At 62.1% G+C, this 13,904-nt stretch carries 12 protein-coding genes; 8 read left to right on the forward strand and 4 right to left on the reverse strand.

All coding sequences use genetic code 11. The features are described 5' to 3' along the window. Positions 1–626: type II secretion system F family protein (locus tag Q8X51_RS18545; protein ID WP_407694826.1), on the forward strand; the 626-nt coding region annotated here is incomplete at its 5' end. Between the two features lie 54 nt (positions 627–680). Here Q8X51_RS18545 and Q8X51_RS18550 read toward each other — a convergent pair. Continuing rightward, a complete protein-coding gene (locus tag Q8X51_RS18550; RefSeq protein ID WP_065926271.1) occupies positions 681–1,823 on the reverse strand; it encodes a pectate lyase family protein in 1,143 nt (380 codons plus the stop codon). A 252-nt stretch (positions 1,824–2,075) separates the two neighbouring features. On the opposite strand from Q8X51_RS18550, the gene Q8X51_RS18555 reads away from it, so the two are divergent. From Q8X51_RS18555 to Q8X51_RS18570, 4 genes are all read left to right on the forward strand, one after another. Continuing rightward, on the forward strand, positions 2,076–3,338 hold the full coding sequence (locus tag Q8X51_RS18555; RefSeq protein ID WP_137213005.1) for a serine hydrolase domain-containing protein: 1,263 nt from the start codon (positions 2,076–2,078) through the stop codon (positions 3,336–3,338). Between the two features lie 117 nt (positions 3,339–3,455). Beyond that, complete coding sequence (locus Q8X51_RS18560; protein WP_407694825.1) at positions 3,456–4,793, forward strand: alginate export family protein; 1,338 nt, start codon at positions 3,456–3,458, stop codon at positions 4,791–4,793. A 40-nt stretch (positions 4,794–4,833) separates the two neighbouring features. Then, a complete protein-coding gene (locus Q8X51_RS18565) occupies positions 4,834–5,937 on the forward strand; it encodes a polyamine ABC transporter substrate-binding protein (protein ID WP_330215245.1) in 1,104 nt (367 codons plus the stop codon). Positions 5,938–5,979: 42 nt separating this feature from the next. Then, on the forward strand, positions 5,980–6,459 hold the full coding sequence (locus Q8X51_RS18570) for a DUF3237 domain-containing protein (protein WP_074845859.1): 480 nt from the start codon (positions 5,980–5,982) through the stop codon (positions 6,457–6,459). 19 nt (positions 6,460–6,478) lie between these two features. Here Q8X51_RS18570 and Q8X51_RS18575 read toward each other — a convergent pair whose 3' ends face one another. Both Q8X51_RS18575 and Q8X51_RS18580 read right to left on the reverse strand, forming a co-directional pair. After that, on the reverse strand, positions 6,479–7,090 hold the full coding sequence (locus Q8X51_RS18575; RefSeq protein ID WP_065926266.1) for a TetR/AcrR family transcriptional regulator: 612 nt from the start codon (positions 7,088–7,090) through the stop codon (positions 6,479–6,481). Positions 7,091–7,188: 98 nt separating this feature from the next. Beyond that, the gene (locus tag Q8X51_RS18580; RefSeq protein ID WP_407694824.1) at positions 7,189–8,943 is read right to left on the reverse strand and encodes a sigma 54-interacting transcriptional regulator; all 1,755 of its coding nucleotides are present in this window, start codon (positions 8,941–8,943) and stop codon (positions 7,189–7,191) included. 270 nt (positions 8,944–9,213) lie between these two features. Between Q8X51_RS18580 and Q8X51_RS18585 the strand changes: the two genes are divergently transcribed. The 3 genes from Q8X51_RS18585 to Q8X51_RS18595 all read left to right on the forward strand — a co-directional run bounded on the left by Q8X51_RS18585 (position 9,214) and on the right by Q8X51_RS18595 (position 12,543). Continuing rightward, positions 9,214–10,689, forward strand: a complete 1,476-nt coding sequence (locus Q8X51_RS18585; RefSeq protein ID WP_074845865.1) for a benzaldehyde dehydrogenase — start codon at positions 9,214–9,216, stop codon at positions 10,687–10,689. Positions 10,690–10,746: 57 nt separating this feature from the next. Next, positions 10,747–11,514 (forward strand): coniferyl-alcohol dehydrogenase, encoded by a 768-nt coding sequence (locus Q8X51_RS18590; protein ID WP_137213002.1) that lies wholly within the window; start codon positions 10,747–10,749, stop codon positions 11,512–11,514. An 81-nt stretch (positions 11,515–11,595) separates the two neighbouring features. After that, positions 11,596–12,543, forward strand: a complete 948-nt coding sequence (locus Q8X51_RS18595) for a SphA family protein (protein WP_065923819.1) — start codon at positions 11,596–11,598, stop codon at positions 12,541–12,543. Here the strand turns inward: Q8X51_RS18595 and mhpT are convergent. Then, positions 12,521–13,729: a 3-(3-hydroxy-phenyl)propionate transporter MhpT gene (gene mhpT / locus Q8X51_RS18600; RefSeq protein ID WP_065947035.1), complete on the reverse strand. Its 1,209-nt coding sequence runs from the start codon at positions 13,727–13,729 to the stop codon at positions 12,521–12,523. The genes Q8X51_RS18595 and mhpT overlap by 23 nt on opposite strands. Positions 13,730–13,904: the final 175 nt, after the last annotated feature.

The raw sequence follows: 13,904 nt of genomic DNA on the forward strand, positions 1-13,904 counted from the left end.
GCGCGTTTTCCCAGGCGCGCCAGGATCTGCCCGGGCTGACATTGGCGATGCTCAATGCCAGTGATTTCATTCGCGGTTGGGGTTGGCTGTGCCTCAGTGCTTTAATCGCGGGTTTCTGGGGCTGGCGTGTGTACCTGCGCAACCCGCTGGCGCGTCTGGGTTGGCATCGTCGCGTGTTGCGCCTGCCGCTGATCGGGCGTTTTGTACTTGGGCTCAATACCGCACGGTTTGCCTCGACCCTGGCGATTCTCGGCGGCGCCGGGGTGCCGCTGTTGCGTGCATTGGAAGCGGCACGCCAGACCTTGTCCAACGACTGCCTGAGCCAGTGCGTCAACGACGCCACTGCCAAGGTGCGCGAAGGCGTCAGCCTGGCCACGGCGCTGGCAGTCGAGAAAGTATTTCCACCACTGCTGATCCACCTGATCGCCAGCGGCGAAAAGACCGGCTCGCTGCCGCCGATGCTCGATCGCGCCGCGCAGACACTGTCCCGCGATATCGAGCGCCGGGCGATGGGTATGACCGCACTGCTGGAGCCACTGATGATCGTGGTGATGGGCGCGGTGGTGCTGGTGATCGTGATGGCGGTGCTGTTGCCGATCATCGAGATCAACCAACTGGTGCAGTAGCAAAAAAGCCCTCGTCACCGAGGGCTTTTCATTTCACGAAGGTGACACCGCTGCTTAGAGCTTACCGGCGCCGGCCTTGGCCTTGACGTCGGCGGCGACCTTATCGGCAGCCAGCGGAGTGTAGCTGTACGGTGGGGTCCAGCCGATGCTCGAACTCCACGAGCAGCTCAATGCGCTGCCGTTGAGGGTCGAGCCGGTGTCGCGGTAGACGCTGCCACCGTAATCGCCGGCGATCTTGTCGCAACCGCTGATACCGGCGATCTCGAAGGCGTTACGCTCGGAGAAGATCTTCGAGTTCTTGCCCACACCGTGAGCGTACGAGAACGGGTACACCTTATGGCTGGTGCTGCCCACATGGTAGTTGTTGTACAGATGCACCTGGCCGAAACGCACGCGCGGCGCACGGGCAGAGATATTCTCAAACAGGCTGTTGTGGATGGTGACCTTGAGCTTGCCGTCGTCGGTGGTGCGGCTGTCGCTGGAACCGATCAGGTTGTTCTTCTCGTGCGACTTGAACGCCGAGTACGAGATGGTCACGTAGTTGGCGCCGTTTTTTACATCCAGCGCGCCGTCGTGATGCTGCTTCGGACGGCCGTTGGCACTGCCGTTCTGGTCATCGGTACGGCGGCCATCGGTGAAGGTCACGTGATCGACCCACACGTTATTGGCGCCCTCGATGGTCAGGCCATCGTATTCCGAGTTCCAGTTGCCGGCGCTGCCGTCCGTGGGGTCCCACTTCGGCTCGGGATCCCAAGGGTTTTCGATGGTGATGTTGCGGATGATGACGTCGTTTTCCTTGGCATAGAAGAAACCCTCACGGATCTCGGCATTGCTGGTGGTACCGACGATGGTGGTTTTGCCAGGAATATCCAGGCGACCGCGTACCTTCATATCAGCAGTCGTCGTATAAGCCTTGCCTTCGCTGATATCGATGATGCCGGTGATCTTGATGATGCGGCCGTTGGTGCCCACCGACGCGCTCAGTGCGGTTTTCAGCTCCGCCGCGTTTTTTGCCGTGTAGATATTATTCGCCGCAGCTCGCGAGCCGCCCTTGGTGCCGCCGTTCTGAGTGGCCCAACCAGTGGTGGCCGAATCCAGCCAGATGTCCGCGGCATGCGCAGGAACGCTGGAAAACAGCAGGGCACCGATAACGGCACTGGCCAGTTTTGAGGCAGTGAAGGTTGAGGGGGTTGTCATGAGTAATCAGATCCTTGATTAACTTGAGTGTTTAAACGCGCACAGGCATGCGCGTTTCTCGAGCGGACGTCCTTGCCACTGGTGCAGCGAATCGAACGTCCGCTGCATGAGAAATACTATCATGCGTGTATTCGTTGTCGTACAACTGTTTGTAAAATTAACGAGTAAAAAGTTTTATTGACTAAAACAAAATATCGGATAATTATTCCTGTGCATCTGCTCCCATGCAGAGTCATCTTCAGGGTTATCCCGATGAGCCTTAAAACCCCGTCTGTACTGGCGACTCTTTACGTCGAGGCCAATGAGTCGTGCTTTGCAACCCCCGTGGCACCTGTGCTGATGCAGGGCTTCCCGGCCGAGCCGAATCACCGGGTAACGTGGCACAACTGGATGCGCGCGCCCTTCAGCCAGTGGGGGTTCCGTCATCTGGCGCGGCTGCGTCCCACGATTGATGTGGCGGCGGGTTCAAGGCCTGCCGGTCAGCTCAAGGAAGCGCCCACAGCGCTGGACCCGCTGTGTTTCGACAGCGAATGCGGGCTCAGCATCAGCGTGATCGAACACCTTGTGGCCAGCCAGACCGACGCTTTTTTAGTGATGCAGGGCGACACGGTGTTGTTCGAGCGCTACTTCAACGGCCAGCGCGCGGATGACCGGCACATCATGTTTTCGGTGACCAAGTCGCTGATCGGCACCCTCGGCGAACAACTGGTTTCCAACGGCATGCTCAAGCCTGAGCTGTCCGCCGCGTACTACGTGCCTGAGCTGGTGGGCAGTGCGTTTGGCGATGCCACCGTGCGCCAGTTGTTCGATATGGCCGTGGGCATCGACTACAGCGAGGTGTATGACGATCCCGCCTCCGAGAGTTCGCAGTACGGTTATGCCTGCGGTTTCCAGCCGGCACCGGCGCCATACGCCCAGTTTGAATCGCTGTACCAATACCTGCCGTCACTGAAAAAACGTGGCGCACACGGCGGCTTTTTCCATTACGTGACCGCCACCACCGAAGTCCTGGCATGGGTCATGGAACGTGCCTCGGGCCAGGCGTGCAGTCAGATGCTGGAACAGATCTGGGGGCGCTTGGGGTGCGAACGCGACGGTTATTTTATGGCCGATCCCTGGGGCCGTAACGTTGCCGGGGCGGGCTTCAGTGCCACCTTGAGAGACATGGCGCGCTTCGGTCGCCTGCTGGCCAACGACGGTCGCCAGGACGGGGTCGAGCTGTTGTCGCCCGAGACTGTGGCGCGTATCGCCGCCGGTTCTGATCCGGCGATCTACGCGCAAAATGCCGAGTTCTCCAGCTGGACGCCCGGTGCGTCCTATCGCAGCCAGTGGTACGTGTTCAACGACCACAGCCAGGCCCTGATGGCTGGGGGGATCCACGGCCAATACCTGTTTATCGATAAGCCGTCCGGCGTGGTGATCGTCAAGCAATCGTCGCTCACCGATGCAGTCAGCCCGTTCGATAACGACAGCGTGCGCATGCTGCGCGCGATCGCCGCCCACCTGAGTCGCTGACCCACGCCCAAAAAATAAGAGTCTTGCGTTCTATTCACCTGGCTTGCCCAGGTGTTGGCGGCGCTCTGCGTCGCCATTGACTGCCCTGTAACAACAATAATTCCACAGGAGCTTCTTATGGTTTTCACCAAGCGTTTTTCCCGAGCGCTGTTAGCGCTCGGCTTACCCTTGACCACCCACGTCGCGCTGGCGGGCTACACCTTTGAGGACGGCGATCTCAAGGGTGAAGTCAATCTCACCGTGGGCGGGGCGACGCTGTTTACCCGTGGCGTCAACTTCGGCAGCGGCCAGGTCGATGCGCGCAACGGAAAAAACGGCGGCGCCAGAATCAACTGGCAAGAGGTCTACGTAAAGCCGGGGGTCAAGCTTGAGTATGCGTTGCAACCGGATTTCAGCCTGCTCGCGGGCGGTTCCCTGGTGGCGGCGAGCACCTTCGGCGATGGCGATGCGGGAGGCTTCAGCCGCAGTTCCGACGGCAAGGTCGCAGCCGAAGAACTCTACGGCGGTTTTCGCGCCGGCGAGTGGAAGTTCACCGCCGGCCGCCAGAACTACATGATCGGTACGGGGTTCATCGTCATGGACGGTAACCTCGACCAGTACAAGGACGGCGCCTACTGGCTCGGCCCGCGAACTGCGTTCAAGGACTCAGCGATCCTGGCCTGGGATCATGACGCGCTGAAGTCCCAGGCCTTCACCTTGCGTACCGATGACGACTTGGGCGATTTCCGCATGACCGGCGTGAACGTGGATTACAACCTCGATGACCAGGTTACGCTCGGCGCCATGGCCATGAAGGTCAATGCCCTTGGCCCCCGGGGCAGCACGCTGCCGCGCCGTCGGGACGGGATGCAGGTGTACAACGTCAGGGCGCTCAACGCCAAGGTGCCCGGCGTCCAGGCGCTGACCCTGAATGCCGAATACGCGCTGGAGCGCGGCAGCGGCGAGGGTGTCGACTACGATGCCAACGCCTGGTATGCCCAGGCCGACTATGCCTTCACTACCTTGCCGCTGACGCCGATCATTGGCTACCGCTACGCGAGCTTTTCCGGCGACGACAACCTTACCGACAACCGCCAGAAAGCCTGGGATTCACTGAGCAAGGGCTTTGTCGACTGGAGCACGTGGCTGGTCGGGGATGTGGTCGGCAACTACCTGCTGTTCAACAGCAACGAAAACGTCCAGCAGGTCTCCCTCAAGACCCACCTCAACGACACCCTGACCCTCGGCGCGATTCACTACCAGTTCTGGCTGGACGAGAAAAACTATATGGGCACGCCGGTCAGCGATCGGCGCTTTGCTGACGAAAGTGTGGTTTTCCTCGACTGGACACCCACGCCGTCGTTCTATACGTCGCTGTCCTACAACTGGGTCAAGCCACTGGCCGCCGCCAAACAGGTGTTCGGCAACGACCAGATGTTCAGTGCGCTGGAACTGTATTTCACCTACCGCTATTAAGTGCTGCGAGCCATCGCGGCCGCGCTGGAGTGTTTTGATCATGAACAGATTTTTGCGTAACACCGTGCTGGGCACTGTCGCCTCGTTGCTCATCAGTGGTTTTTGCCTGGCTGAAGAACGCACCGTACGGATCTACAACTGGATCGAATACCTGCCACCCGAAGTGCTCAAGAGTTTCCAGGAAGAAACCGGCATTCGCCCGATTTACGATGTGTTCGACAGTGCCGAAACCATGGAGTCCAAGCTGCTGACGGGCAACTCCGGGTATGACGTGGTGTTCCCCGGCACCGCCAACCTGGGGCACTTGATCACGGCCGGGGCCGTGCAGCCGCTGGACCGCCAGCAGTTGCCGAACTGGCAGCACCTGGACCCGCAGTTCATGCAATCCCTGGAAGCCGTGGGTGACACCGGCAACCGCTACGCCGTGCCTTACCTATGGGGCACCACATTGATCGGCTACAACGTCGACAAGGTGCGCAAGGCCCTGGGTCCCGACGTGCAGATGAACAGCTGGGACATCATCTTCAAGGAAGAAAACCTCGCCAAGCTCGCCAGTTGTGGCGTGGGTTTCCTCGACGCCGGCAACGAGATCCTGCCGATTGCCTTGCACTACAAGGGCCTCGACCCCAATAGCCAAAAGCGTGAGGACTATGTGCAAGCCCAGGCCGTGATGATGAAGATTCGCCCTTACGTCACTTACTTCAATTCGTCGCGCTACGGCATGGACCTGGCCAACGGTGATATCTGTGTGGGCGTGGGCTGGTCCGGCGGTGTCGCATTGGCCACGCGACTGGCAGATGCCGCCGGCAAGGGCGTCAAGGTCGAGATGGCACTGCCCAAGGAAGGCGCGCCGATGTGGGCGGACGTGATGATGATCCCGGCCAAGGCACCCGACCTGGCGGAGGCCCATGCGTTCATCAATTACATCCTGCGCCCGGACGTGATTGCGCGCATCAGCAACAGGATCGGCTACCCCAACCCGAACAAGGACGCCACTGCGCTGGTGGACGCCAGCATCCGCAACGACCCCAACATGTATGTGCCGGAGGAAGCGCGCAAGACCCTGTTCGCCCTGGAACCGATTCCGGCCGCCGTGGAGCGCATCCGTACCCGCACCTGGACGGCCATCAAGAGCAACCGCTGATCAGTGTGGCCCGGTGCGTGCGCGTCGGGCCTGGAGCTTGCCATGACTGAACGGATTGACATTGCCCCCAACTTGCAGCGGGTGCTGACCCTTCGCGTCGCGATAGGGCCGGGCGTGATGCTGGGCGACAGCGTTGAAGGCCTGCGCTGCAATTACCCGATTGTGGGCGGGGATTTCGATGGGGTCGGCATCAGCGGCCAGGTCCTGGCGGGCGGAGAAGATTGCTTTCTTTTGCGCCCCGATGGCATCGGTCAACTGGATGCCCGCTACAGCGTGAGGACCGACGAAGGCGAGGTGATCAACATCCGTAACCGGGGTGTGCTGAGCATGACTGAGTACGGACGCCAACTGGAGCGCGACGGCCAATGGCCGATTCCTGAGACGGAGTACCGCTGCACCTGCACCCCGGTGTTTCAGGTGCCCAAGGGGCGGCTGGACTGGCTCACCCGTTCAAGTTTTATCGGCCTGGTGCATTACCCGGGCGCCGACCAGGTGGTGATTCGTTGCTATCGCTTTTACTGAGGCCCGGCCCTGGAAGCTGTCAGGCCTGCATGCCGTAGAACAGCAGCTCGGTGATACGCCTGACCTGGGTCGAGTGCGCGTCGATATCCGGGTGTTCCTGGTTCACCAGCCTGAACAGTTGCAGGTGCGAATAGTCGTTCAACAGGAACGCGGCCAATTCCACATCGAGTTGCGGGCGCAGCTTGCCGGCCCGTTGCAGTTCCCGCAGCAGTTCGCTGATTTGCGCCCTGAGCGCATCGTTCATGGCGCGATAACCGGCCGGCAGTTCATTGCTGCCGCCGAACAGGATCAGCGGCAGCAGTTCACGCCAGAGGCTGGGGTGCATGACTTCCAGGGCATAGCCGGTGAGCAGGCTTTCCAGGTGGCACAGCGCTTCGACCGGATCGTCGATTGTGTGGATCTCGCGGCGGGTGTCGCTGATTGCGCGCTGATCGGCGTGGTGCAGGATTTCCAGGATGATTTCCTGCTTGTTGCCGAAGTACTTGAACACCGTCGGCGGCGACACCCCGGCCTGGCTGGCGATCTGTTCGATGGTGGTGTTCTGGAAACCCTGGCGCTCAAACAGCTCGATCGCGGCCTTGCTGATAGCTTGCCGGCGTTCGGCTTTCTGACGTTCACGCAGTCCGCTCACAGGAGATCCTTGTCACGAGTAAAAAGAGGGGCGCTTATCGCCCCGGTATCCCTGCAAAATACTTAATTGGGTAAAGCTTTTAAAGCACTAATTGGCATTCAAGGGATTTGCCGCTGATGCTTCTTCAACCGGTAGGCAAATTGAGCGCGGCTGAGCCCCACAAGCCTGGCGGCGGCGGCCAGGTTGCCGGCGTTGCGTTGCAGGGCTTCATTGAGCAGGCGCGATTCAAGGCCTTCGATGGAAAACCCCGGTTCCAGTTGGCCAAGGGTGTCGAACAGTGCCAGGCACGGCGGCGGTGCGCTGTTGGACAGGCTGCCGTGGTCGTCGAGGCCGTAGGGATCGGCCGGCATCGGTTCGTTGCGAAACAGGTGCACCAGGTCAATGGGTTGGCCTTCGTCACTGGCGATCAGGCCGCGTTCGATCAGGTTTTGCAGTTCGCGCACATTGCCCGCGAAGTCATAGCGCAGCAACACCTTCAGGGCGCGCATGGTCAGGCCCGCCGGCGTTCGCGCGTATTCCTGGCAGAAGCGCGTGAGGAACGCATTGATCAACAGCGGGATGTCGTCCCGGCGTTCGCGCAGCGGGGGTAGGGCGATGGGGTAGACATTCAAGCGGTAGAACAGGTCTTCACGAAAGCTGCCGTCAGCCACGGCTTTACGCAGGTCGAGATTGGTGGCAGCCACCACGCGCACATCCACCTTGATACCGCGCACTCCGCCGACCCGTTCGATTTCCCGTTCCTGCAAGGCCCGCAGCAACTTGCTTTGCCCGGCCAGGCTGAGGCTGGTGATTTCATCCAGAAACAGCGTGCCGCCCTGGGCCCGTTCGAAACGTCCAGGCCGCGAGTGCGTCGCGCCGGTATAGGCGCCGCGTTCGACACCGAACAGTTCGGCCTCGATCAGGTTGTCCGGAATGGCGGCGCAATTGAGCGCCACGAACGGGCTGTCCTGGCGGCGGCTGAGCTGGTGCAACTGGCGCGCAAACATCTCCTTGCCGACCCCTGACTCGCCGCTGATCAGCACGGTCGCGGGCGTCAATGCGACCCGTTGCAAAGCTTGCATCGCGGCGTTGAAGGCTGCGCTGGCGCCCACCAACGGTTGCGGCTGAGTGACTCCGCCATTGCTGCGCAGCGGGCTGGCGGGCGTGGGGGCGACAGGGCCGGCGACGGCCTGGGACACATTCAGGTAACGCAGGTCCTGCTCGACGTCACCCCATTGCTCCGCGGTCTTGCCGATCACCCGGCAACAGCGGTGGCCCATGCCCCGGCATTCCACCTCGCGGAAAATCACCATTTGCCCGAACAGGCCACTGACAAAACCGATCGCATAGCCGGTTTCAGTCCAGCACACCGGGTCCTGGCCGATGCCGTAGGCGCCCACGTGTTCATCGGCCTCGCAGGAGTGGTGCCAGAGGAACTCGCCTTCATAGAACCCCGAGTCGGCATCGAACTTGAAGTGCAGCGGTTCAACCTTGGTCATGCCTTCCAGGGTGTGCAGGTGGGTCCCGGCGCGGAACACCGCGGCGGCATCGGCCTGTGGCCAGCGCTCGCGGATCAACCGCGCGTCCCGCGCGCCGGAGACATAACCGGTGCGGGTGAACAGGCCACGCGCCTGCTCCAGCCCCAGGCGCTCGATGACTTCCCGGCGCAGGGCACCGAACGACGAACCGTGCAGCAACACCATGCGTTGATCGTTGAGCCAGATACGCCCGTCTTCGGGCGAGAAGAACAGGCAGTCAGTCAGTTCCGCCGGGGTGGGCGAGCTGCTGTCACTGAGTTGGCGGCTGTCGCCGCGCGGATGGTAGGGCGCGCTGGCCACCCGGTCGTCGGGCAGCGCGCTGGGGGGATTAGTCATTGTTATGCCCCTGCAAAGCGAGTGATCGATATGAGTAACTGCTCAGATAGTTATTAAACATAACCTTATCAATTGAACAAGTGGCAGCGCTGCGGTTTTTGCAGTCGATTGGCGGGTGAGGTATGAGCGGTGTGTGCCAGGCCCCGTCCCAGAGCCCTCGATGCTTTATGTCAGCGTTGTTGCGTGCAAGCGGCACAGCCTTTGCTCAAGGCTTGATGCGGCGTTTGCACCCTGTGCAGGCGATGACAATTACAAGAACCGGGAGTTGCCATGTCAGTACCTGAAACCACCCACTTGCTACAGCGGGCCATTGCGTCCGAATGCCTGTTCAACGGCGACTGGATACCCGCCTCGGGGTCCGTGATCCCGGTGATCGAACCCGCCACCGGCGAACCCCTGATGCGCTGCGCCATGGCCAACCCGGCCGACATCGCCGTCGCCTGCCGCAGCGCGGCGTTGGCGCAGCCGGCCTGGGCAGCACTCGGCCCACGGGAGCGCGCCGAGGTGTTTCGCAAGGCGGCGGACCTGGCCCAGCAGTCCTTTGCCGAACTGGCGCTGTACGTCGCGCGGGAAACCGGCGGCGCGTTGTTCAAGGGTGAACACGAAGTGCGCGAAGCGATTGTGCTGCTGCATCAGGCGGCGGGGCTGTTGTCCCAACCTCACGGGCTGGTGCTGCCCAGTGCGGCCGGTCGCCTGTCCTATGCCCGGCGTCAGCCCCATGGCGTGGTCGGGGTGATTTCACCGTTCAATTTTCCGCTGGTGCTGTCGCTGCGCTCGGTGGCGCCGGCCCTGGCGGCGGGCAATGCGGTGGTGCTCAAGCCCGACCCGCAGACCCCGGTCAGCGGTGGTTTTCTCATCGCCCGGCTGTTCGAGGAGGCGGGTTTGCCCAAGGGCCTGCTGCAGGTGTTGCCCGGCGCCGCGCCGGCGGGTGAGGCGCTGTGCCGCGATCCGAATGTGCAGATGATTGCGTTCACCGGGTCGACGGCGGCGGGGCGCAAAGTCGCCGAAGTGGCCGGACGACACCTGAAAAAAGTCGCGCTGGAACTGGGCGGCAAAAACCCGCTGATCATTCTCGAAGACGCCGACCTCGACCTGGCCGCGAGCAATGCCGCCTGGGGCGCCTGGCTGCACCAGGGGCAAATCTGCATGGCCACCGGCTTGATTCTCGCCCATGAATCCATCGCCGAACGCCTCACGCGCAAGTTGGTGGACAAGGCCCGGGCGTTGACCGTGGGCAATGCCGCCCGCGGTGAAGCCGCGCTCGGCCCGTTGATCAACCAACGGCAATTGCAGCGCGTGCACGAGATCGTCAGCGACAGCCTGCAAGCGGGCGCACGGTTGGAGGCGGGTGGCGAATACGACCAATTGTTCTACCAGCCCACCGTGCTCAGCGGTGTGCGGCCAGGGATGCGCGCGTTTGAGGATGAAATCTTCGGGCCGGTGGCCACGGTGGTCAGTTTTGCCACGGACGACGAGGCCATCGAGCTGGCCAACCGCACCGAGTACGGCCTCTCGGCCGCCATCATTTCACCGTCGGTCGGGCGTGCCATGGCCATCGGCGAGCGGCTTGACTGCGGCCTGCTGCACATCAATGACCAGACCGTCGCCGACGAATGCATCAACCCCTTTGGTGGGCGAGGCGCTTCCGGTAATGGCGGCAGCGTAGGCGGGCCGGCCGATTGGGACGAGTACAGCCAGTGGCAGTGGGTCACGGTGAAGAACACTGCACCTGTCTATCCGTTCTGAGCCCTGGCTCATCGCTTTGATCCACCTATGCCTATACAAAAACAAGAGGGCTTGAACATGAACCTGCACAACAAAACCCTGGTCGTCACCGGCGTCGCCTCCGGCATTGGCGCCGAGCTGGCGCGGCTCGCGCGCTTCCAGGGTGCCACGGTGATCGGCGTTGATCGCCATGCACCGCAACTGACCCTGGATGGCTTCTTCCAGGCTGACCTGGGCGATCCGGCCAGCATCGATGCCCTGGTGGCACGCCTGCCGGCGCGGGTCGATGGGCTGTGCAACATCGCCGGCGTGCCCGGTACCGCGCCCGTGCAGGCGGTGGCCACGGTCAATTACCTGGGGTTGCGGCACCTGACTCAAGCGCTGCTGCCACGCATGGCGGCGGGCGGCAGCATCGTCAATGTCGCTTCGGTGCTCGGTGCGCAGTGGCCGCAACGCCTGGAGCTGCACAAGGCCCTGGCCGTGACGCAAAGCTTCGAGGCCGGGCAGCAATGGCTGGCGGCCAATCCGGTGGAGCAGGCCAGCTGTTATCAGTACTTCAAGGAGGCGCTGATCGTGTGGAGCTTCCAGCAATCCCAGGCCTGGTTTCGCGATCACGCGGTGCGTATCAACTGCGTGGCGCCGGGGCCGGTGTTTACCCCGATTCTCGACGATTTTGTCAGCATGCTCGGGCCGGAGCGGGTGGCCGCGGACAGCCAGCGCATGACCCGTCCGGCCCTGGCCGATGAGGTGGCGGCGGTGATCGCCTTCCTGTGCTCCGACGCCGCGCGCTGGGTCAACGGGGTCAATCTGCCGGTGGACGGTGGGTTGGCGGCGACCTACGTGTAGGGGTTGCTACAGCGGTAAGCCCCGGTGCGGATCCACCGTGCCGGGGGTCTTGAACAACAACAAAAATACAGGACATACAAGATGCTCAAGCCTATCTTGCGGGCGGCTGCGGCCGGGACCTTTATCGCACTGTCATCGACTGCACATGCTTACGACTTGCCCGGCCTCAACCTGGGCAGTACCAGTTTCTACGACGGCTCACCGGCACCCGCCGGCCCTGGGTGGTATTTGGAGGAATACCTGACGTACTCCCGGGCCAGCCGTTTCAATGATGCCAACGGCCACAAGCTGGCACTGCCCAACCAGGACGTGGAAGTGGTGGCGCCTACCACGCAGATCATCTACCTCGGCCAACCCTTGGCGAATGGCGCGATGCCCGGATTCACCCTGATCAACACCTCCCTGGCCCATGTGGATGTCGACGACGGGTTGAACAATGCGGCCCTGAGTTCTCGCGCCGGCTTTGGTGATGTGATTGTGGGGCCCTTCCTGCAACTGCCGACCCTGAGCCGTGCCGATGGCAGCCCGCTGTTGACCCAGCGTATCGAAGCCGATATCTCGGTGCCGGTGGGCGCCTATGACCGCAAGCGCTCGATCAACCCAGGCAGTAATTTCTGGTCATTCAACCCGTATTACGCGGCGACGTACTGGTTCAGCCCGAAGTGGTCGACGAGCGGGCGGTTCATGTACCTGTGGAATGGCAAGAACGATGATCCGCAGGCAGGCTTCGGGGATGTTTCCGATACCCAGGCCGGGCAGGCGTTGCATGCCAACCTGACCCTGCAATATGCCGTGAGCCAGCAACTGAGCGTGGGGGTTAACGGCTACTGGTTGAAGCAGATCACCGATACCCAGGTCGATGGGCACGCCGTGAGCGGGCGTCGGGAGAAGGTCTGGGCCATCGGCCCAGGCCTGGTCTACGGGTTCAGCAAGGAAGACGTGCTATCGGTAAATGCCTACTTCGAGCAGCAGGCGGAGAACCGCACGCAGGGCAACAAACTGGTGCTCAATTGGCTGCATAAGTTCTAGTGGGCGCCGTACGCACCATCACGCTGATGATGGTCAGTGCGGCAATCACCACCCCGGGGGAGGTCGCCAGCAGTACCCCGGCGGTGCCGGCGCCGGCGGCGAGCAGTTGCCCGGCCGCCAGCGGCCCGGCCACCGAACCCAGGCGGCCGACGGCCACCGCGGCACCGACACCGGTGGCGCGCACCGAGGTCGGGTAGGAGGGCGGTGCCGATGCGTACAGCACCAACTGCGCGGCCATCACGAACAGGCCGGCGGCAAAACCGGCGATGGCCATGGGCACGATGCCCACCGACAACCCGACCCCGGCCAACGCTGCGAGCAATCCGGCATACACGCCCAGCACCACTTTGACGGCATTGCAGCGGTCCAGCAGCACGCCACCGAGCAGCGAACCGAGGGCGCCGCCGATATTGAAGAGCATTTGCACCATGCCCGCCTGGGGCTTGCTGAAACCTTGCTCCAGCAACAGCGACGGCAGCCAGTTAAGCAGCATGTACATCACGGTCAGGGTGAAGAAATAGCTGAGCCACAAGGCCAGTGTGGTGCGGGCGCGACCTTCGCCGAACAGCGCCTGGCCGGTAGAAGGGCGGGCGCCGTGCGGAGTGTCGCGCTGTTGGCGAAAGGCGCTGGACTCCGGCAGCAGCAGGATCATCAACGGTACGGCGAGCAACGGCGCCAGGCCACCGATGATAAAGGTGGTCTGCCAGTGCTCACTGGAAAACATCGCCACCACCGCGGCCAATGCGCCACCCAGCGGCACCCCGCAGTACATCACGCTGATGGCCGTGCCCCGGTTGCGTTCGCTCACTGCTTCGGCGCACAGCGCGATCAGGTTGGGCAGTGCGGCGCCCAGGCCCAGGCCGGTGAGAAAGCGCACCAGCAACAGGCTGGCGTAGCTGTCGACAAACGCGGTGCTCAGGGAAAACAGCCCGAACAGCAGCACGGCACCCACCAGGATTTTCTTGCGTCCGATGCGGTCGGCGACCCAGCCGCCGAAGAACGCCCCCGGCAGCAGGCCGATGATGCCGACGCTGAACACCCAGCCGAGCATCTTCGGATCCAGGGCGAACGTTTGACGTAACCCGGCGGCGGCAGTGCCGGCGGCCTGCAGATCGAACCCTTCGATCAGCGCAACGATAAAGCACAACGCAATAGTCAGCGTCGAACGACGCGATGGACTGTCCATGGGCAAACCTCATTGTTGTTTTTGTTGTGGTGACGAGCGCGAGTGGCTGCTGGTGATTAAGATAACAAAGATAACTAAAAAATGAATCGTGGATTAATCTGCCCATAAAACATGAATAAATTCATGTAATTCATAGGCTTGTGATGTTGATCCATATGCAGCTAAAAAATAGATA

It is taken from the genome of Pseudomonas sp. Yb2C2 (genome assembly GCF_052112325.1).
Lineage (GTDB): Bacteria > Pseudomonadota > Gammaproteobacteria > Pseudomonadales > Pseudomonadaceae > Aquipseudomonas > Aquipseudomonas marginalis.